16 protein-coding genes are annotated in these 20,115 nt (G+C 52.1%); 7 read left to right on the forward strand and 9 right to left on the reverse strand.

Translation table 11 applies throughout. The annotated features are described in order from the left end of the window. Positions 1–25 precede the first annotated feature (25 nt). From secD to RHM61_RS09505, 4 genes are all read left to right on the forward strand, one after another. Entirely contained in the window at positions 26–1,906 is a 1,881-nt protein-coding gene (secD, locus tag RHM61_RS09490; RefSeq protein WP_322250869.1) for a protein translocase subunit SecD, read from the forward strand. A gap of 123 nt (positions 1,907–2,029) precedes the next feature. Further along, positions 2,030–2,971 carry a protein translocase subunit SecF gene (gene secF / locus RHM61_RS09495; protein WP_322251083.1) on the forward strand — a complete coding sequence of 314 codons (942 nt, stop codon included), beginning with the start codon at positions 2,030–2,032 and terminating at the stop codon, positions 2,969–2,971. Positions 2,972–3,316: 345 nt separating this feature from the next. Continuing rightward, positions 3,317–4,447 (forward strand): efflux RND transporter periplasmic adaptor subunit, encoded by a 1,131-nt coding sequence (locus tag RHM61_RS09500; protein ID WP_322250870.1) that lies wholly within the window; start codon positions 3,317–3,319, stop codon positions 4,445–4,447. After that, complete coding sequence (locus RHM61_RS09505) at positions 4,444–7,530, forward strand: efflux RND transporter permease subunit (protein WP_322250871.1); 3,087 nt, start codon at positions 4,444–4,446, stop codon at positions 7,528–7,530. Before RHM61_RS09500 ends, RHM61_RS09505 begins: the two co-directional genes overlap by 4 nt. Here RHM61_RS09505 and RHM61_RS09510 read toward each other — a convergent pair whose 3' ends face one another. The 5 genes from RHM61_RS09510 to purB form a co-directional block, all read right to left on the reverse strand. After that, on the reverse strand, positions 7,531–7,989 hold the full coding sequence (locus RHM61_RS09510) for a MarR family transcriptional regulator (RefSeq protein ID WP_322250872.1): 459 nt from the start codon (positions 7,987–7,989) through the stop codon (positions 7,531–7,533). Between the two features lie 77 nt (positions 7,990–8,066). Beyond that, positions 8,067–8,633, reverse strand: coding sequence for a YceI family protein (locus RHM61_RS09515; RefSeq protein WP_322250873.1), 567 nt, complete (start codon positions 8,631–8,633; stop codon positions 8,067–8,069). 62 nt (positions 8,634–8,695) lie between these two features. After that, a complete protein-coding gene (locus tag RHM61_RS09520) occupies positions 8,696–9,262 on the reverse strand; it encodes a YceI family protein (RefSeq protein ID WP_322250874.1) in 567 nt (188 codons plus the stop codon). Positions 9,263–9,295: 33 nt separating this feature from the next. Continuing rightward, on the reverse strand, positions 9,296–9,841 hold the full coding sequence (locus RHM61_RS09525) for a cytochrome b (protein ID WP_322250875.1): 546 nt from the start codon (positions 9,839–9,841) through the stop codon (positions 9,296–9,298). A gap of 605 nt (positions 9,842–10,446) precedes the next feature. Further along, entirely contained in the window at positions 10,447–11,814 is a 1,368-nt protein-coding gene (gene purB / locus RHM61_RS09530) for an adenylosuccinate lyase (RefSeq protein WP_322250876.1), read from the reverse strand. 262 nt (positions 11,815–12,076) lie between these two features. On the opposite strand from purB, the gene RHM61_RS09535 reads away from it, so the two are divergent. Then, the gene (locus tag RHM61_RS09535) at positions 12,077–12,685 is read left to right on the forward strand and encodes a glutathione S-transferase N-terminal domain-containing protein (RefSeq protein WP_322250877.1); all 609 of its coding nucleotides are present in this window, start codon (positions 12,077–12,079) and stop codon (positions 12,683–12,685) included. A 301-nt stretch (positions 12,686–12,986) separates the two neighbouring features. After that, a complete protein-coding gene (locus RHM61_RS09540; protein ID WP_322250878.1) occupies positions 12,987–14,996 on the forward strand; it encodes a methyl-accepting chemotaxis protein in 2,010 nt (669 codons plus the stop codon). An 8-nt stretch (positions 14,997–15,004) separates the two neighbouring features. Here RHM61_RS09540 and RHM61_RS09545 read toward each other — a convergent pair whose 3' ends face one another. The 3 genes from RHM61_RS09545 to iscB are packed head-to-tail and all read right to left on the reverse strand — an operon-like array spanning position 15,005 to position 17,766. Next, positions 15,005–15,202 (reverse strand): YqaE/Pmp3 family membrane protein, encoded by a 198-nt coding sequence (locus RHM61_RS09545; RefSeq protein WP_322250879.1) that lies wholly within the window; start codon positions 15,200–15,202, stop codon positions 15,005–15,007. A gap of 21 nt (positions 15,203–15,223) precedes the next feature. Next, positions 15,224–16,345: a molecular chaperone DnaJ gene (locus tag RHM61_RS09550; RefSeq protein ID WP_322250880.1), complete on the reverse strand. Its 1,122-nt coding sequence runs from the start codon at positions 16,343–16,345 to the stop codon at positions 15,224–15,226. 26 nt (positions 16,346–16,371) lie between these two features. Then, complete coding sequence (gene iscB / locus RHM61_RS09555) at positions 16,372–17,766, reverse strand: RNA-guided endonuclease IscB (protein WP_322250881.1); 1,395 nt, start codon at positions 17,764–17,766, stop codon at positions 16,372–16,374. Positions 17,767–18,490: 724 nt separating this feature from the next. Here iscB and rsgA point away from each other — a divergent pair. Continuing rightward, positions 18,491–19,540 (forward strand): ribosome small subunit-dependent GTPase A, encoded by a 1,050-nt coding sequence (gene rsgA / locus RHM61_RS09560; protein ID WP_322250882.1) that lies wholly within the window; start codon positions 18,491–18,493, stop codon positions 19,538–19,540. Positions 19,541–19,602: 62 nt separating this feature from the next. Here the strand turns inward: rsgA and bfr are convergent, their stop codons facing one another. Beyond that, complete coding sequence (gene bfr / locus RHM61_RS09565; protein WP_322250883.1) at positions 19,603–20,079, reverse strand: bacterioferritin; 477 nt, start codon at positions 20,077–20,079, stop codon at positions 19,603–19,605. Positions 20,080–20,115: the final 36 nt, after the last annotated feature.

Consider the following 20,115-nt stretch of genomic DNA (forward strand, 5'->3'; position numbering starts at 1 on the left):
CACCGCTTCCATTTCTTTCTTAATTATGAATCGCTACCCACTCTGGAAGTATTTGTTGATTTTGTTTGCGCTGATTTTCGGCGGTTTATATACCGCACCGAATTTCTTCGGCGATTCGCCGGCGGTACAAATCAGCAGCGCCAAATCGACCGTCAAGATCGACGATAGTATGAAAGCCCGCGTCTCGGCAGCTTTGCAACAAGCTGGCCTTGCCGATAATGGCATATTCTACGATTTCAACGGCATGCAAGGATCGGTACGCGCTCGTTTCAGCGACACCGACGCTCAATTCAAAGCTAAAGACGTGCTCGAAAAAGCACTCAATACCGATCCAGCCGATCCGACCTACACGGTGGCGTTCAATTTGCTCTCGAATACGCCGAAGTGGATGCAAAGTCTCAATGCCCTGCCTATGTATCTCGGGCTCGATCTGCGTGGCGGTGTGCATTTTCTCATGCAAGTCGATACCAAAGCCGTGCTCAATAAGCGCGTGCAAGGTTTGCAATCGACCGTGCGCACCACCTTGCGTGACAAAGAAATCCGTCACGCCGGCATCAGCCGCAGCGGCGACGCCGTGGCGATCGCGTTTCGCGATGCCGCCACCCGTACTGCTGCCAAAGCAGTATTGACGGCTCAGCTCAGCGACATCGACTTCGTCGACAGCGTCAGCAGCGACGCCAGCCAGTTTGACCTGCAAGCCACGCTCAAGCCGGAAGCCCTGAAAGCCGTGGTCACCGAAGGCGTGAAACAAAACATCACGGCCTTGTCGAAACGCGTGAATGAACTCGGTGTTTCCGAACCTATCATTCAACAACAAGGCCCAGACCGTATCGTCGTGCAATTGCCAGGTGTGCAAGATGTCGCGCGCGCCAAGGAAATCATCGGTCGTACTGCTACCCTCGAAGTCCGCTTGCTTGATGACAGCGTGATCGGTCCGGTCGATGCCACTACCGCAGTTCCCTTCAATTCGGAATTGTACAAAGGCAATCGCGGCGGCGAATGGTTGATACTTTCGAAAGACCCGGTCGTCACCGGTGATTACATCACCAGTGCATCGGCCAGTTTCGATCAGCATCAACAACCATCGGTGAGCGTGGAACTCAATGGCGACGGCGGCCGCAAAATGCGCGAAGCCACCCGTACTCGGGTTGGCAAGCGCATGGCCATCGTCTTGTTTGAAAAAGGTAAGGGCGAAGTTTTGATCGCCCCGACCATCAACGATGAACTCGGTACCCGTTTCCAAATCACCGGCATGGGCTCGGCCGGCGCGGCTGCCGACTTATCGCTGTTGCTGCGCGCCGGTTCCTTGGCCGCACCGATGGAAATCATCGAAGAACGCACCATCGGCCCGCAGCTCGGGGTAGAAAACATCGCCAAAGGCCGCAACTCGACCTTGTATGGTTTCGCCGCAATTTCGCTGTTCATGGTGACTTACTACATGCTGTTCGGTTTTTTCAGCGTCATCGCTCTGTCGGTCAATTTGCTTTTGCTGGTAGCTTTGCTATCCTTGTTGCAAGCCACGCTGACCCTGCCAGGGATTGCGGCGATCGCGCTCGCGCTCGGTATGGCGATTGATGCCAACGTACTCATCAACGAGCGTATCCGCGAAGAACTGCGCGCCGGAAAATCACCGCAAAAAGCGATTGAAGAAGGCTTTGGCCATGCGTGGGCGACGATTCTCGATTCCAACGTCACCACCTTCATCGTCGGTCTGGCACTGTTGATTTTCGGTTCAGGCCCGATCAAAGGCTTTGCCGTGGTCCATTGTCTCGGTATTTTGACCTCGATTTTCTCTTCCGTGTTTGTCTCGCGCGGCGTGGTTAATCTGTGGTACGGTCGGCAGAAAAAACTCACGGCTCTGTCTATCGGTCAAATCTGGAAACCTGCCGAAGACATCGCGAAATAAGCGCGGACTCGCGCAAGAGCAGCAGATAATGCGCGCTGCGCCAGATGGCGACAGCGCGCAATGAATGAGCAGAAATTTCAAGGTGCGGTCGTTTCGGCAGCACCGGACAATAAGGCAGATATCATGGAATTATTCCGCATTAAAAAAGACATACCGTTCATGCGTCACGCGCTGATCTTCAATGTCATCTCCGCCTTGACCTTCGTCGCCGCGGTATTTTTTCTATTGCACAAAGGCTTGCATTTCTCGGTAGAATTTACCGGCGGCACTGTCATGGAAGTCTCGTATGCCCAAGCGGCCGACGTCGACACCATCCGCAAAACAGTTGAGCAACTCGGCTATGTCGACGTCCCGGTACAAACTTTCGGCAAGGCACAAGACGTGGTGATCCGTCTGCCTTTGCCAAAGAAAAATGTCACTTCCGATGACCAATCGAAAACCGTGTTTCAAGCGCTGCGCGCAGTCAACCCTGATGTCACGCTGCAAAGGGTAGAGCAAGTCGGCTCGCAAGTCGGTGAAGAACTCACCCACGATGGTTTGATGGCCTTGCTCTTCGTTGTATTGGGTGTGATGATTTATTTGGCCATACGCTTCGAATGGAAATTCGCCGTTGCTGCCATCGTCGCCAACTTACATGACGTCATCATCATCCTCGGTTTCTTCGCTTTCTTTCAGTGGGAATTCAATCTGTCGGTGCTGGCAGCGGTGTTGGCCGTGCTCGGTTATTCGGTCAATGAATCGGTGGTTATTTTCGATCGTATCCGTGAAAATTTCCGCAAGCAACGCAAGATGAGTGTCACCGAAGTCATCGATAATGCCATCACCAGCACCATTTCACGCACCATCATCACGCATGGCTCGACTCAGATGATGGTTTTGTCGATGCTGCTCATCGGCGGTCCTACTCTGCATTACTTTGCCTTGGCCCTGACCATTGGTATTTGCTTCGGTATTTACTCGTCCGTGTTCGTGGCAGCCGCGATCGCCATGTGGTTGGGTGTGAAACGCGAAGACTTGATCAAACCGACCAAAGAAAAAGACGACACCGACGGTGCCGTAGTCTGAAGCTGAGGCTGTTTGAAGCGACGCAATGCCGGCCACTGTGCCGGCATTTTCTTTGCGTGTTCGGAAAATCACAGCCACGCGCTGAGAAGTGAAAATCAGATTTTTCCTACATAAAAAAATCCCCATCGCTAAAATATTTTTCACATGGACTGCCAAAACAAGTCGGCAAACCATGTCGTAAATCTTGGCCGTTTGCTCGCCAGCATGGGTTTGCGCAAGAGCTTGCGTACCACACCGGTCTGATGTTCTCATGCAACTTCATGCAACGGAATGTAACGTAGCGTAGAGGCAGAACTTTTCTTTTCTATGACAGTCTAATTGCCAAGTGTCATTGGAAAAAAATATATGCGTTCGTTAAAAATTGCCGTTCCGATTATTGTTGTTTCAATTATTTCGTTTGTTGCTTATCGATACTATTTTGTACCCAGTGCACCAGCCGTCAAATCCGCTGTCGCTACGCCTGTGGCCGTCTCCACCGTTTTAGCCAAGCAAACCGACTATACCGTGCGTCTGACTGCCAGTGGCGTCGTCACGCCGGTCACGACCGTCGATATCCGGCCGCAAGTCAGCAGCACGGTGGCCGCTGTTCATATCAAAGAAGGTCAGTTTGTGACGGCGGGAACTTTACTGTTTACCCTGGACAGTCGGGCTGATGAAGTCAATCTCGCCAAAGCTCAGGCGCAGTTGGAAAAGGATCAAGCCAGCTTGCGCGATTATCAGCGTCAGGCGGCACGCAGCGTCGACTTGTTGGGCAAAAAATTCCTCTCGCAAAGTGCGGTCGATACCACGCAAACCTTAGTCGATACGCAACAGGCGGTGTTGGCTGCTGACCGCGCCGCCGTCAATGCGGCGCGCGTGGCCTTGAGCTATAACCGCATCGTCGCGCCATCGGCCGGCCGCACCGGCAGCATCACCGTGTATCCCGGTTCGTTGGTGCAAGCCGGCAGCACTGCTCCGGCCTTGGTGACGATCACGCGCATGGATCAAATGGCTATCAGTTTCCCACTGCCGCAAGCTAATCTGCCTGATGCACTGGAAAGTATGCGCCGCAGCGACAGTTTTGTACTCGCCAGTTTGCCGGGTCGTAGCGACAGTTTTCGTGGCCGCTTGGAGTTTGTCGATAATACCGTCGATGCGGCAACCGGCACGATACGACTCAAGGCCGTCTTTGATAATACCGCCTTGGCACTCTGGCCGGGGGCCTATGCCAACTTGGAAATGAGTGTGCAAACGATCAAAGATGCGGTGCTTATCCCGCAAGCAGCGATCATCGTTGGTGCCCGTGAATCGGCGGTGTATGTGTTGGGTGCCGGTGGCAAGGTCGACTTGAAAACAGTTCAAGTCACGCATAGTTATGGTGCCGATGCCTTAGTTAAAGGCTTACCTGCTGGCAGTGCCGTCATCACCGATGGCAAACAGAATTTGCGCCCCGGCATGCTGGTTCTAGCCAATCCGGCCAAGACGGCGGCCTTATGAATATATCGGAACTGTTTATCCGTCGTCCGGTGATGACGGTCTTGCTCAATTTATCGATTGTCGTCGCCGGCGTGCTCGCTTACCGCTTTATACCGGTCGCCGCCTTACCCAGTTATAACACGCCGGTCATCAGTGTCAGTGCCGCTTTGCCAGGGGCGAGTCCGGAAACCATGGCGACCTCGGTCGCCTTACCCTTGGAAAAACAATTTGCGACGATTCCCGGCTTGGCCGTAATCAGTTCCAGCAATACCATAGGCAGCACCTCCTTGACTTTGGAGTTTGATCAGAATCGCAATATTGATGTGGCCGCCGTCGATGTTCAAGCGGCCCTATTGCGTGCGCAACGCTCCTTGCCAGCAGATATGACGGCACCGCCGGCGTATCGCAAAGTTAATCCGGCCGATGCGCCGGTGCTGATTCTGGCAATGACCTCGCCCTCGCTGAGTTTGTCGGAATTGACCAGCTATGCCGAACACTTGATTTCACCGAGTCTGTCTACCCTCAACGGCGTTGCTCAAGTGAGTATTTACGGTATCAAGCGCTATGCCGTGCGGATCCGCAGTAAGCCGAGCGAGTTGGCGGCGCGTAACATGACGCTCGATGAATTGGCGACGGCGATACGCAGCGCCAACGCCAATACGCCGGTTGGTACGCTCGATGGCGACAAGCAAACCCTGACCGTGCTGGCAAATAAGCAATTGGTCAATGCCGGCGAATTCGCTTCTTTGGTCGTCGGTAACAAAGACGGTTTGGTAATACGTTTGCGTGATGTCGCCACGGTGGAAGATAGTTATGAATTGATCAAATCGGCTTCAAGCTACAACGGTGAAAGTTCGATCACTTTGGCGATACAACGCCAGAACGATGCCAATACGGTGCAAGTGGTCGATGCCATCAAAGCCGCCTTGCCCGGTTTCGCCGCGCAATTGCCGGCCTCAGTCAAAATCGGCTTGGTGAATGATCGCTCGCTGTCAGTCCGGGAGGCGTTGCACGACGTCAATTTAACCCTGATGCTGACCATCGTCTTGGTGGTGGTGGTGATCTTTTTGTTTTTGCGGCATTTGATGGCGACCTTGATTCCCACCCTGTCTTTGCCGGTATCCTTGATCGGTGCCATCGGTTTGCTCTGGGCCTTCGGCTATTCGCTCGATAATATTTCTTTGCTCGGCTTGACCTTGGCGGTCGGATTGGTGGTCGACGATGCCATCGTCATGTTGGAAAACATCATGCGCCACGTCGAAGAGGGCATGCCGCCGTTTCAAGCGGCGCTTAAGGGTTCGCGTGAAGTCGGCTTTACCATCATCTCGATTTCCACTTCGCTCATCGCCGTGTTCATACCGATTTTCTTCATGCCCGGCGTGATCGGTCAATTGTTCCATGAATTTGCCGTCATCGTTAGCTTGGCGATTGTCGCTTCAGCCTTTGTCGCGCTGACCTTGGTGCCTATGCTGGCAAGTCGCTTCCTCAAAAATGAACACGAACTACGTGCGCCGCCACCGGCCATCGGCGCTATTCTCCATGTGTTTGAACGTGCTTTCAATTGGTCGCTGGCGCTGTATACGCGCGGCCTCGATCTGGCTTTGCAGTATCGCCGCTTCGTGCTGATGGTGGCACTGCTGAGCTTTATCGCGACAGCCTATTTGTTCATCGTCATTCCCAAAGGATTTTTTCCGCAAGAAGATATCGGGCAGATTAATGTCTCGACCGAGGCGGCCGAAGATATTTCCTTCCCAGCCATGTTGGCCTTGCAAGAACAGGCAGCCACCATTTTGCGCAATGATCCGAATGTGGCGACGGTGGCCTCTTTCAATGGTGGTAACGGTGCCCAAAATACCGGGCGCATGTTTGTCAATCTCAAGCCGCGCGACCAGCGCGCGACGATGCCTGAAGTAGTCGATGGCTTGCGCCAAAAATTACGCACGGTGGCCGGTATCAATGTGTTCTTGCGACCTACCCAAAATCTGCAACTCGGTGGTCGTCAGAGCAAGAGCCAGTATCAATATATTTTGCAAAGTGTCGAAAGTGGCGAACTCAATAGCTGGGCCGATCGTTTGCAAGCAAAACTGCGCAGCGATCCCGTGTTTAAAGATGTTACCAGCGATTCCCAGCTCAAAGGTTTGCAAGCCTCGATCGATATAGACCGTGACCGCGCCAATGCCTTGGGCCTGAACATGGATAGTATCCGCTCGGCACTCTACAGTGCTTTTGGTGAGCGTCAGATCAGCACGATTTATACCAGTGTTGACAGCTACCAAGTGATTCTCGAGGTGACCCCCGAGAGCAAGCAAGATGAACGCGGCATCAATGGCATCTATGTGCGCAGTAGTAATGGCAGCTTGGTACCGCTCAACAGTGTGGCCACCGTCAAGCGCAGCGTAGGGCCGAGTTCCATCAATCATGTTGGGCAATTACAGGCGGTGACTTTGTCATTCAATCTGGCGCCGGGCGCAGCACTCGGTGAGGCGACCAAACGCATCGATGCCTACCGTACCGAGATCGCTATGCCCTCGGCCATCATCAGCAGTTACGGCGGTGATGCCGCGGTGTTCAAGGATACTCAGTCGGGACAAGTGGTGCTGGTCATCGCCGCCTTGTTAGTGATCTATGTCTTGCTCGGGGTGTTGTATGAGAGCTATATTCATCCGCTCACCATTCTGGCCGGCTTGCCCTCGGCAGCCGTCGGGGCGCTGCTGACCTTGCAATGGTTTGGTCAAGACTTGACCCTGATCGCGACCATAGGGATTTTGCTCTTGATCGGCATCGTCAAGAAAAATGCCATCATGATGATCGATTTCGCGCTCGATGCGCAGCGTCACCAACAGATGACGCCACTGCAGGCCATCCGTGAAGCCTGCATACAGCGCTTCCGGCCTATCATGATGACTACCTTGGCAGCGCTGGTCGGTGCATTGCCGATCGCCATGGGTTTGGGTGCCGGTGCCGAATTGCGTCAACCCTTGGGCTTGGCGGTGGTGGGTGGTTTGATTTTTTCACAGGCCATCACCCTCTTCATTACGCCCGTGATTTATCTGGCACTCGAGCGTTTCAGCGGCCGCGGTCCGGTGCTGGGCGACAGCTTGTAATCAGGGTTTGGGACAGGATAACGGCGCTGCTTGCAGGGCCGTCAAATTCTGTTTCAGCGTGCCGAGCATCGTTTCCAAGGCCAGATAATCGGCCGACGTGTAATCGAGAAAAGCTTGTGTGCCATTTTCTACTATTTGCGGAAAAATTTTCTCAAACGTTGCTTGTCCGTATGGACTTAATTTGATGAATAACTGACGGCGGTCACAGTTGCCGCGTTCGCGTTCAACGATGCCTTTCTGTTCCAAACGGTCGAGCACACCGGTCAGTGTGCCTTTAGTAATGAGGGTTTTTTCACCGAGTTCTTTGCAAGTCATGCCGGCGGTGTTGCCCAGCGTTGCGAGGATATCGAACTGTGGATGGGTCAAGCCGAATTGCTTGACCTGGCGGGCGGATGCTTGTTCAAACAATTGCATGCACTCGGCCAGCAAACGGATGCTGCGGAGGTGGCGTGTGCCCATGATAAACCATCTAAAGTGAAAGCCGACCCGGAATGTCACGGGTCGGTGATGCGGTTTCCTGATCTACTTCACACTACTTAGTCAGCACGAATCGCTTCGACTTGAATCTGCAGTTTTACACCTGGTGCAAATTTCGGCAAACCGTAGTTCAAACCGAAATCGCTGCGGTTGAATTCAGCGCTGGCATCGGCACCGCACACTTCTTTTTTGTACATAGGATGTTGTATGCAAGTGAATTTATTGATTTTAAGTGTCAATGGCTTGCTCACGCCCAACAAAGTGAAGGTGCCGTCAACCGAAACCGGTTTGTCGCCTTCAAATTTCATCGATGTGCCTTTGTAAGTCGCGGTCGGGAACTGGGCGACATTGAACATATCTTTGGTTTTGGCATGTTCGTTCATTTTTTCATGACCGAAATCAATCGAAGCGGCATCGATGACGATATCGACCGTACCGGTCTTGGCCACGCGATCGAGCACGATGTTGCCGCTGGTTTTAGTGAACTTGCCGCGCCATACAGATACGCCGAAATGATCGGCTTCAAAACTTGGATAGGTATGGTTCGGTTCTATCGTGTAGTTGTCGGCAAAAGCCGGTGCGGCGCTGATGACGAGGGCTGCGGCGATGAATTTACTCAATTGCATGGAATGACTCCTGACGGGGTGGGGGATGCAGCAGTCCGTGAAGTGGACTGCTGCGGGGGGGATTACTGGGTGGTAACGACATGAAACTTGATCACGACTTCATCGGCAACCATGCCGGTGTCCTTCCATTCGCCTTCGCCTATATTGAAGGCCAAGCGTTTGATCGGCAGACTGCCGTCGAAAATTTGCTTGTTGCCATCTTGCTTGACGCTCAGGGGAAAGCTGACATTGCTGGTTTTGCCCTTGATGCTCAAGGTGCCGCTGACATCGAGTTTGCCGGCCGCCGCGAGTTTCATGCTGGTAGCGACGAAAGTGGCTTTCGGGAATTGGGCGGCATTAAACCATTCTTTCTTCAAGACTTCCTTGTTGTAGTCCGCGTCGCCGAGATCAAAACTGGCCAAGTCGATTTCGACGCTGGCTTTCGATGCTTCCGGTTTGGCCGCTTGGTAATCGATGCTGGCGCTGAATTTTTTGAACTTGGCATCGACCGGCACATTCATTTGTTTGAAAACGATGCCGACCGTACTTTTCGAGGCATCGAGTTGACTGACCGCAGCCAAGGCCGGCAGCGCAATGGCCATGGCCAGTGCACTCAACAGTAAGGGTTTGCTGCTTGGAGAAAATGTCATTATTATCCTTGGTAAGGGGGGAGCAGGGTCGCCTCAGCGCGCCGATTTGCCCGGGATCATACGAGCCAGTAAGCCATCTTTATCGATGAACTGGTGTTTCAATGCACCGGCCACATGCAGCAGGACGGTAGCGAGCATGACGTTCGTCAGTAGTTCGTGGACTTCTTTCAAGACATCTTTGATTTCAGGGGAAGGCCCGATCAAGCTCGGTAATTCAAACAAACCGAGGTAGACCACTGGGTAGCCGGCGGCGGAAGTATAGAAATAGCCCGACAGCGGCACGGCAAACATCAGTACGTATAAGAAAACGTGGGTCCATTCAGCGGCCTTGGCTTGCCAAGCACTCATGCCGGCCACCGGTGCCGGTACTTGGCTCAACAAACGTGTCAGCAAACGAATGGCGGCCAGCCCGAGTACGGTCACACCCAACCACTTGTGATAAGAATAATATTGCAACTTGGTGGGGCTGAACTTCATATCCGTCATGATGGTGCCAAGTGCAAAGGCGGCCACGATGAAAGCGGCCAGCAGCCAATGCAAGGCAATCAGTGAAAGGGGGTAGCGTTCTACAGTTTTCATTTAGGTATCCAGGTGAATTAATTAGTTCGCGTTAGAACTAATATAGCAAAAAAAGTTCAAGTCTGCTTGAAACACGCAAAAATTGCCTGTTTTCATCAACAATCTGACCAGGGTTTGAAACCCCGGCCTTCAGAGGCTGTCGCAAAAGGGTTTTCAGTCGGCATCATTACCCCGACTGGTGGCCACGTCATTCCTGCGCGCTGTTGGCAGGAACCCAGCGACGTTCGTGCTTAACTGAAAATGCCAGAAATGATGGTGTTTTCAGTGCTAAAAACGACACTGGGTTCCCGCCAAAAGCATGCGGGAATGACGAGGCTGCGGCATGCGGGAATGACGAGGCTGCGGCATGCGGGAATGACGAGGCTGCGGCATGCGGGAATGACGAGGCTGCGGCATGCAGGAATGATGAGGTATGCGGTGCTTCAGGTGTAAAAAAGCGTCCATCAGGCTTTTGCGACGATCGAATAAGTTGTTCGACGGCAAAGCAGGACGAGGGTGGGGAAGAAAGTAGGGGGGCGCGGAATCGGGCCTTGGTGTAGCGCTAAAGCAGCGTGACGAAGTGCATCGTCACGCCCAAATTGGCAGCAATAATTCAATGCGCGTGCTTAAACTGCCTTAGCGAGCTTGGCAGCGATACCGATGTAGTTGCTTGGAGTCATTTCCAGCAACAAAGCCTTGGCTTGCTCGGGAATCGCCAGCGTGGCTATGAATTCACGCAAAGTTTCTTTCGAGACGCCTTTGCCGCGAGTCAATTCTTTCAATTGCTCATACGGATTGGCAATGCCGTAGCGGCGCATCACGGTTTGTACTGGCTCAGCCAACACTTCCCAGGTCGCGTCGAGATCGGCGGCCAGGCGTTGCGGATTGGTTTCGAGCTTATTCAAACCGCGCACGCAACTGTCATACGCCAGCAGGGTGTAGCCAAAAGCCACACCGATATTGCGCAGCACGGTGGAATCGGTCAGGTCACGCTGCCAACGAGAAATCGGCAATTTTTCCGACAAATGACGCAGCAAAGCATTGGCCAGACCGAGATTGCCTTCCGAATTTTCAAAATCAATCGGATTGACTTTATGCGGCATGGTCGAGGAACCGATTTCACCGGCCTTGGTTTTTTGTTTGAAATAACCGACCGAAATGTAACCCCAGATGTCGCGGTTGAGATCGAGCAAAATGGTATTCACGCGAGCGAAGGCATCAAACATTTCCGCCATGTAATCATGCGGTTCTATCTGTATCGTGTAGGGATTGTAAGTCAGTCCCAGTCTTTGTTCGATGACGTTTTTGGAAAAACTCTCCCAGTCGTGCTCCGGATAGGCCGCCAGATGGGCATTGTAATTGCCGACCGCACCATTCATTTTAGCGAGAATTTCTACTTCGGCGATGCGTTTGATGGCGCGCTGCAAACGTGCGACGACATTGGCCATTTCTTTACCCAGTGTGGTGGGGCTGGCAGTTTGACCATGCGTGCGGGAGAGCATAGGCACATCGGCATTGTCATGCGCCAGTTCGGTCAGGCGCGCGATCAGTTTTTGCAGTGCCGGCAACATCACATTGTCACGTGCGGTTTTAAGCATCATGCCGTGCGAAGTATTGTTGATATCTTCAGAAGTACAGGCGAAATGAATGAATTCACTGGCAGCGACGAGTTCCGGCACATCCTTGACCTGATCTTTGAGCCAGTATTCAACCGCCTTGACATCATGGTTAGTCACCGCTTCGATTTCTTTGATGTTGGCGGCATCGGCTTCCGAAAACTCAGCCACGATGCGATCGAGCACGGCATTGGCCGCGCTGGAAAAAGCCTGAATTTCAGGAAAACCCGCTTGTGACAGCGCTTGTAACCAAGAAATTTCAACTTTAACCCGGTGATGCATGAAGCCGGATTCCGACAAAGTAGTGCGCAAAGCATCAACTTTGGCAGCATAACGGCCGTCAAGCGGAGAAAGGGCGGAAAGAGAGGATAGGGACATGATCGCTCGATGTGGAAGGGGTGATAGAAAGCCTTACGCAAAAAACAACAAATTATTAAAATTTGTTAAACTGAGGAAAGTCTTAAAAGACACGATTTCCATCGGCTTATTGGGTTTTTTACGCGCAAACCACGATTTTACCATCTCAAACCGCCTTGTCACCGAGTATTGCATGCTTGCACTTGCGCGATACCCCGTGCCGCACTGCGGTGGTGGCGGTGGTCGATGCTATAATCAGCCTCAAATTATTCTTGCTTAAAATATGAAACTCATTGGTTCCACTAGCAGCCCCTATGTTCGTAAGGTCCGCGTTGTCCTGGCGGAAAAAAAACTCGACTGCGATTTCGTGCTGGAAGATGTCTGGTCGGCCGACAGTAAAATTCTTGCTTCTAATCCACTTGGTAAAGTGCCTTGCCTGCTCATGGACGATGGCGGTGCGATGTTTGATTCCCGCGTCATCGTTGAGTATCTCGACACCCTCACGCCAGTCGGTAAGCTGATTCCCGGGCTAGGTCGTGAACGCGCTGAAGTCAAATGCTGGGAAGCTTTGGCTGACGGCGTACTCGACGCCGCGATCTTGGTACGTCTCGAGCACATGCTGCGTCCAGTGGAACAACAAAGCGCCGCTTGGATTGCGCGGCAGATGGATAAAGTCAATACCGGCCTGCTGGCGATGTCGACCGGTTTGGCCGATACCGCTTTTTGCGCTGGTAATCACTTGACCTTGGCCGATGTCAGCGTCACCTGCGCGCTGGCTTGGCTCAGTTTCCGCTTCCCCGAAATCAATTGGCGCAACGACTACCCCAATCTCGCCAAGCTGCACGATAAATTGTCGGAACGGCCTTCGTTCAAAGACAGCTTGCCGTTCTAACAGATCGCTATGCGCAGCAAGCCTCTGGGCTGACTGCGCATGGTTTGCTCAGTAATTCTGCGCCACTCGCCCCTCCCCTTATTTTTTGCTGCACGTGCATCATTTCTTTCAGAAATCTTGTGACGATAAGTGCCTGTACGCCTGATTCGTAACATGGTTTAATTGATAACTGATGCAAGAAGGCTAATTCTCGCCCTATATTTGCTCACTGCGAGTGGCACAACTTAGCCACGCCGATATCGGCGCTGTGGCGTCTCGTCAGAAAACTCAAACATCGCCTACTCTTGGAGGGATAGTGATCATGTCTGACGTGAGCAAAACGCCGGCAGTCCAGCCCGCGCCGTTTCAAGCCTCTGCTACTCCGCGCTCTGCATTCCAGGCCCATGGCCTGTGGATGCCAGGCGTTGTGCTGATGCGTAACTTGGGTTTCAAATCAAAAGCACTGCTGATTTGCTTGTTGTTCCTCATTCCCTTATCGGTACTGACTTGGTCGTATTATGCGAACGTGTTGGAGAGTTTACAGTTTTCAGCAAAAGAACGGATCGGCGTTGAATACAATCGGCAAATATTTCGCACGCTCGATCTGGCGCAACAAGCGCGGCGCGATGCCGTTGCTGCGGCAATTACAGGCATCAGCCCTGGCACACGCGCATCGGTAACAGAACAATTACATGAAGCGCAGCGCATGCTCGATCGCACAGAACATCGGCTCGGTGCCGAACTGGGTAGCGCCAGAGTTTATGCCGATATGCAAACGGCGCTCGCAGCGACTACCGAGCCGCTCGATCCTGCAGTCGTGTTTGCGCGTCATACTGCCTATATTCAGTCATTGATCAACTTGATGGAACAAGTGACAGATGGATCGAATCTGACTTTAGATCCGGAAATCAACAGTTTCTACCTGATGGATACCGTGTTTGCTCGCTTGCCAGATATGATAGAAAATACCGGAAAACTACGCGGCTTCGGTTTGTCCATTCTGAAAGCCGGACGGATCACCAAAGAACAGCAAAGCGCGCTAGCAAATTGGATACCGATAGCCGAGTTTCAGACCGCACGGATGTTATCCAATCTGGCTAAGGTCAAGGCGAACGATCCGCAATTAAGCGAGCAAGTCCAGTCCAAGCAAACGTTGCAAGATACCGCCGCATTCTTTACTTTGGCAAGACAGAGTGTGATTAATCAGCAAGACTATGCGGCTCATGTGCAGGCCGCCTATCTGAGCACGGCCAACCATGCCATCGAAGCGCAATATGTATTCGCCGAGCGCTTGATGACAGTGCTCGATAAGGTTTTACTGGAACGCATTAGCGGATTGCAGCAAAAGCTCAGCATCATTTCGCTGATGTTGATCACGAGTAATCTCGCCGCCGGCTATGGATTTTATACCTTCTATTTGGTGACCAGTGGCGGATTGAATTTGATCAGCAAACATCTGAGGGAAATGCGTGCCGGTGACTTGCGTACCGCACCTGCTTTGCCATGGGGAAAAGATGAGCCGGCGCAAGTGATTATCGATCTGCGTCATGCTTATGAGTCTTTGCACACGCTCATCAGAACCGTGCGTCATTCTGCCCATGCCTTGCATGCAGCCAGTGCTGAAATTGCGGCCGCCAGCCTCGATCTGTCGGCGCGTGCCGAGTCGGCCGCGGCCTCGCTGGAGGAGCAATCATCGACGATGGAAGAAATCGGAGCGGCAGTCCACAATAGTGCGCAACAAGCAGACAGCGCCGCGCATTTTGCCGCAGACAATGCCAAGGTGGCAGAACAAGGCGGGGTCGAGATCAGAGCAGTTGTGCGCACCATGCGCGAGATTCATACTTCGTCGAGCAAGATCAAGGAGATTGTCGGCGTCATCAATGGCATTGCATTTCAAAGCAATATCTTGGCCCTGAATGCGGCCGTGGAAGCAGCGCGCGCCGGCGACCAAGGCAGCGGCTTTGCCGTGGTCGCCCGTGAAGTCCGGAATTTGGCACATCGTAGTGCGGCGGCATCAGATGAAATCAAGAGTTTGATTTCAACCAGCGTTGAGCACGTATCGGCCGGCAGTAAGATCGTCGAACGGGCTGGGGCAAGCATGGAAACGATGGTTAATAATGCGCGCCAGATCAGCGCTTACCTCGGTGAAATTTCTGTCGCGGCAAAAGAGGAAGCGGCCGGCTTGACGCAAATCAGCGATGCCATCCAGCAGCTCGATGAAAACACTCAACACAATGCCGCCTTAGTCGAACAAACCAGTGCCGCCGCTGCGGCACTGAATGATCAAGCAGAAAATTTACAGCAAGAAATTGGCAAATTTAAAGTAGCCTGAGCGCCATTTCAGCCAGCTCGTTGATTCATGGCTTTCTCGATTTTTTGGTCGGTCTTGTATTGCCCTAAGGCATAGACGGACCAAATTGCTGCCGGTACCCAGCCGATGATGGTTATTTGCAGGAGCAGGCAAATAATGCCGGCAATCGGACGGCCTATCGTGAAAAAAGTCAGCCAAGGAAATATCAGGGAAATAAGCAAGCGCATAGAGGCTTTCAGGTAAGTGAATTAATAGGGCGAGTCTTCATACATAGAATAGTCTGGAACGCGATAAGTTTTCAGAAAATCTTTCACTGCTTTGCTCTCTGCGAATAAGACCAAGTCATTTTCCAAACCGCTAATATCACGCTTAGCTTGCTCAATATCGCAGTCCATCAATTGCAGCACCGTATTCGGTGAACGCAACATCTCTGGAGAAAGACCAATATGCATGCTGAGTGTGTATTTGAGTGCCATGACTTCTTGCTGAAGTTCATTAGATTGCTCGCTTAAAATTTTATTGTAATATTTTAAGCGTTGTTCCGACATGCTATTGATGCTGGCTTGATCGATTTGTTCCACTTCCAACTGCAGTTCTAATAATTTCAACAGATCCTTGGCATCGTAGGCGACATTCACACGTTGCATCAGTGCTGTCTTGCGCGCGCGTTCAAGCGAGTCTAGCTCACGATCGGGATGCAGGGCACTGGCCAATTTACGATAGACTTCGCGTATCGATTGGCTGATATTCTGGCTTTCCTCTTGCTGCTGTGCTTCTTTGGCAAGCGTCTTGGCCGACTTTTTTCGTTTGCTCTGACGCTCACTTTGCGCTTGTTCCAATTGCTCTTGTTGGGTAATTTTTTCCTGCATTTTTTCATGGAGATGTGCCATCATTTCTTCTGGCGAACGCGCGTCGAAATCCTCGCCCAGATCAATACCTAGCAGGTCTTCCATCGCCGCTTTCATCGCCATTTCTTGCTCCAAGGATTCGGCATCAAAATCTGCGCCGCTATGCTTGTTGTAAATCTTTTTTAAGTCTTCATCGTCATGGTTAGCAACGAGGTCAACGGCAACCGTAGAGACAATATCGCTTAATTTTTCTTTTTCTTTTTTCGTATAGCCTTTGCTGGAATGCGACTGATCAAACAATTTTACCAGCCGTATCCTGAGCGCATCGAGGGTGTGTAAGTGTGGTTGTAATTCTTTGGCAAATTTTTGTTGCAGCAGCGGAATCATCGTTTGCCATTCGAGCAGATGCTTACGCTCGCTATCAATTTTCTTGATCAGTTTATTGAATAACTTTTGCGACTTCGTTAAAGCAGCTTGGTCCTTGTCGCCAATATGCACTATGCCGTGCGGTAAATTTTTCATCAGATTTACGCGTGAAACCTCGGCCTTCAGGCCGAGGAGGCAGAGCGTGGAACGCGCAGCGTTCCTTGCTTTGGTGGCGTGCCTGTCACGTCCATATTTACCACCAGTGAATAACTATACCCATCTGCACGCTGAATGATCTTGCAGTGCTTATACGATATGCCTTGTACGACAGATTCTTGCGTTTGTATGTTGAAACTGCCACTTGCGCGAACTGCTACGCGGCCTATGTACTGGCCGGTTTTCTTTCCTGTCGGGACGCAGGCTTTTACCATATCGCCAGTCTGAAAGCCGTGAATTCTTTTGCTGCGCGTCAGGTAACCACGCGGGAAACCGAAGGCATCAAGGCGGGTACGCTGGTAGCTGCCGCGCCCAGTCGCCTTGATCGCCAATGTGGGCTTACGCCAGTGGCTCACCGCATCGACTTTGCCCACGCAAGCGGCATCGAGCGCGTGGGTTTTAGGAATAGTTAAGCGCGTGCGGTTGAACTTGGTTCGTCCACCGGAACCGCTTGTCACCGGCAGACCGGTGGCTTTAAGTGCATTAAACAAGGCCCATCGGGTCGCGTTAACGGCAGCGGCATCCTTGAGAGGGCGCTGCAACTGTGCTTCGATGCGCGCCAACCGTGCCGGTTCGCGTGCTAAAAATTCCCGTACGTCACGTGCTGCTTTCTTGTTATTGCATGGCACGCAGGCGAGCACCAGATTAGATACACGGTTCGAGCCGCCCCTTGCCCGCGGCTGCACATGGTCGATGTTGAGCGCGACATGTTGGGCGTCGCAGTAGGCGCACCGACGGTTCCATTTTTCCAGTAAATATTCGCGCAGTTCGTATCCGGCCAGCGTTCCTTGCTGATACTCGACACCGACAATCTCGGGCTTATCCATTTGCTGCATGTCGAAACGCAGCAGTTCCTGAGCGATGGCACTCAGTGGCACCAGTCGATGCAAGCGAGTCAGCCATGCCAGGGTGGTGTCGATGCGGTGTTGCAGGCTGGGTGGCAGCCAGCCGCGCCCTTTATTGCCACGATTGAGAAAACGTGGTGCGCGGTAACGCAGATTGCTGCGACGACGACGACGACGCATTTGGCGGCGAGAAGTCAGTGCCTCGCTGATTTGATGGCCACGGTGCCGCAGTTCGAACAGGTTCAGGACCTGGTCGACAGTGCAAATTTCACCCGTCGCAAGCTTGAGTGTTTCGCTATGTCGCACAAGAGCGATGCCGGTCGTCTTGCTGCCGGGGTCGAGCTTGATCTTGATCGCTTGGAAGGCACTGTCAGTAACAGTACGGTCAAGCAAGCGTATAGCAAACGGGAACAGGCGATGCACGCGTGCCCGGCCTGCTGCGAGCAGCTTGCGCGCCCGTTTTTCGCTGCATGGCATCAGCGGTTCTTGTGTTCTGCTTAGTACAAATACAGCCATTTTTGTATCTCCAATATGAAATAGCAGATGTAATCTGCATTTCCCTATGCGCTTACGCGCCTGGTGACGGGCACCTGACGGTGCCGCTCCCCTCGACAATGTCACAACGCAGCTTCGGTTCGGAATGGTCACCCGCACTCTCCGATGAACCTTGCAGCAGAACGTTTCGTGCTTACCCTATGCTTGTCTGCTTCTGCTGCTTGCAGAGCTTGGAACTGAGGAAGCATTCCAAGGTGCGTCTTGTACTTCGTTGCAACGTAGCGCGATGCTTTGCGCTCAGTCTGGTCAACCGAGCTTTTTCAAGCTCCGGCCTTGAGGCCGGGGTAATTGACGTTTATCAGGTGAAAATCGTTAGTGTTGTTGGCCAGGAGTCTGTCGGGCTTAGGAGCAATCGGCTGAAAAATTGCCTGAGCGATCCATATTTGTTTTGAAAAACAAAATTTGGACTGAGGAAAAGGAAAATCAGTGTTTGTATTATTTTATATGGGGGCAGTAGTCAGAACAAGCATTTTGCCGCTCGCTGATCGAATCAGATTGGAGCAAATTATTTCTGATCGCGCTGTGGATGCTCAATGCCAAATGAAAACCATGAGTTCGTTTGACGAAGGTGTTGTATTTTTCAGATAATTTCCCTGTGGAAATATTTTTTTGTTTAAAATAATTTCATTCTTGATAAAAAAATACAGCAATCGGTGGCCCAAGCCGATTTCACCTTGGAGTCGACATGACGTATTCATCACTGCAAAAATTTGGCTGGTCGCATTGCTTTTTTCAACAGTTGTCTTTGCTTGAAATTGGCGCTGAAGAGACGCCGGAGCGCATCTTGCGTATTACTGCAATCCACCGTAACCGCGTCGTCGCGATGGGGCTGCACGGCGAGCGCTCTGTCCTATGCGGCGCGCAGTTTCAGCCGCTCAGTCAGCATTTGGCAGTGGGCGACTGGGTGATCGCTACGGCGGACCACGAGCATCACCGTCTCCAGCGCATCTTCGAAGCAAAAAATCGCCTGCGCCGTATCTCGAATGGCGTGCCACAGGTGATCGCGGCGAACCTCGACTATTTATGGATTGTGACCAGTGCTAACGAAGAGTTCAACGTCAAGCGACTCGAACGTTACTTGGCCTTGGCCTATGAGTTTAACATCAGCCCGGTGCTGATACTGAGCAAGAGCGATACCTGTGATGATCTTGAGCATTATCTCGATCAGCTTACCCGCCTAGGTGTGGAGCATGTCCACGGTCTGAGTGTCAACATACCGGCTTCGCTTGATGTGTTATCAGCCTACCTCGGTGCCGGTACCACGATCGCCTTGATCGGTTCGTCCGGTGTCGGTAAGTCGACATTGATCAATGCCATGTTGGGTAGCAATTTGGCGACTCGGGAAATTCGTCAAGATGATGCCCACGGCAAGCACACCACTACGCGCCGTGAGCTATTCTTTTGCGACAATGGCGTGGCGATCATCGACACCCCCGGCATGCGCGAGTTGCAACTGGATGAAGCCACCCAAGGTCGGGAGCGGGTGTTTCAGTCCATTATGGCATTGAGCCAGCACTGCCGCTATAATAATTGTTGCCATGTTGCTGAGCCTGGTTGCGCTATTCGGAGCGCAATTGCTGATCAGCGTCTTACCGAGGCTGAATTCGCTAATTACAGCAAGCTCTTGAAAGAAGAAGTGTCGCAGCAACGGCGTGCCGAGGGCGCGCATGCGGTCAAACAGCACTATCGCGACTATTTTAAAAAGGTGCATAGCGCCAGAAAAGATCAGTGGTAGTCTCCGAGGAAGCGCAGAGTTAATCTGCGCGGTTTTGGTCGATTTTTAAGCTCGCTCGAAGCTCAACTCGCCACACTGATCTGCGATTGCAGATAATTTTGTATCCCGACTTTTTCCATCAGCTCAAGTTGGGTTTCCAGCCAATCGATATGCTCTTCGGTATCTTCGAGTATCAATTGGAATAAGTCACGTGAGACATAGTCGGCGCAAGTTTCAGCCATCGCCACGCCTTCCTTGACAGTTTGTTGCGCCGCTAATTCCAGCTTGAGGTCGCAACGCAGCATTTCTTCCGCATGCTCACCGATCATCAATTTGTGCAGTGCTTGCAAATTCGGTAAACCACCGAGCATCAAAATGCGGTCAATCAACTTGTCGGCATGCTTCATTTCGCCTATCGATTCTTGATATTCTTTCTGTGCAATTTTATCGAATCCCCAATGCTTGTACATTCGTGCATGCAAGAAATATTGATTGATTGCGCTCAATTCATTAGTCAATTGTGCATTGAGCAGTTTGATGACTTTGGCATCGCCTTTCATGAAATTCCTCTCGAAAACGGTTTATGAATTTTTATC

This window comes from Undibacterium sp. CCC3.4, from assembly GCF_034347425.1.
Classification (GTDB): domain Bacteria; phylum Pseudomonadota; class Gammaproteobacteria; order Burkholderiales; family Burkholderiaceae_D; genus Undibacterium.

Bases quoted from the DNA above. Each gene is read 5' to 3' on its own strand.
- secD (WP_322250869.1), top strand. From the start codon at position 26: ATGAATCGCTACCCACTCTGGAAGTATTTGTTGATTTTGTTTGCGCTG.
- secF (WP_322251083.1), top strand. From the start codon at position 2,030: ATGGAATTATTCCGCATTAAAAAAGACATACCGTTCATGCGTCACGCG.
- RHM61_RS09500 (WP_322250870.1), top strand. From the start codon at position 3,317: ATGCGTTCGTTAAAAATTGCCGTTCCGATTATTGTTGTTTCAATTATT.
- RHM61_RS09505 (WP_322250871.1), top strand. From the start codon at position 4,444: ATGAATATATCGGAACTGTTTATCCGTCGTCCGGTGATGACGGTCTTG.
- RHM61_RS09510 (WP_322250872.1), bottom strand. From the start codon at position 7,989: ATGGGCACACGCCACCTCCGCAGCATCCGTTTGCTGGCCGAGTGCATG.
- RHM61_RS09515 (WP_322250873.1), bottom strand. From the start codon at position 8,633: ATGCAATTGAGTAAATTCATCGCCGCAGCCCTCGTCATCAGCGCCGCA.
- RHM61_RS09520 (WP_322250874.1), bottom strand. From the start codon at position 9,262: ATGACATTTTCTCCAAGCAGCAAACCCTTACTGTTGAGTGCACTGGCC.
- RHM61_RS09525 (WP_322250875.1), bottom strand. From the start codon at position 9,841: ATGAAAACTGTAGAACGCTACCCCCTTTCACTGATTGCCTTGCATTGG.
- purB (WP_322250876.1), bottom strand. From the start codon at position 11,814: ATGTCCCTATCCTCTCTTTCCGCCCTTTCTCCGCTTGACGGCCGTTAT.
- RHM61_RS09535 (WP_322250877.1), top strand. From the start codon at position 12,077: ATGAAACTCATTGGTTCCACTAGCAGCCCCTATGTTCGTAAGGTCCGC.
- RHM61_RS09540 (WP_322250878.1), top strand. From the start codon at position 12,987: ATGTCTGACGTGAGCAAAACGCCGGCAGTCCAGCCCGCGCCGTTTCAA.
- RHM61_RS09545 (WP_322250879.1), bottom strand. From the start codon at position 15,202: ATGCGCTTGCTTATTTCCCTGATATTTCCTTGGCTGACTTTTTTCACG.
- RHM61_RS09550 (WP_322250880.1), bottom strand. From the start codon at position 16,345: ATGAAAAATTTACCGCACGGCATAGTGCATATTGGCGACAAGGACCAA.
- iscB (WP_322250881.1), bottom strand. From the start codon at position 17,766: ATGGCTGTATTTGTACTAAGCAGAACACAAGAACCGCTGATGCCATGC.
- rsgA (WP_322250882.1), top strand. From the start codon at position 18,491: ATGACGTATTCATCACTGCAAAAATTTGGCTGGTCGCATTGCTTTTTT.
- bfr (WP_322250883.1), bottom strand. From the start codon at position 20,079: ATGAAAGGCGATGCCAAAGTCATCAAACTGCTCAATGCACAATTGACT.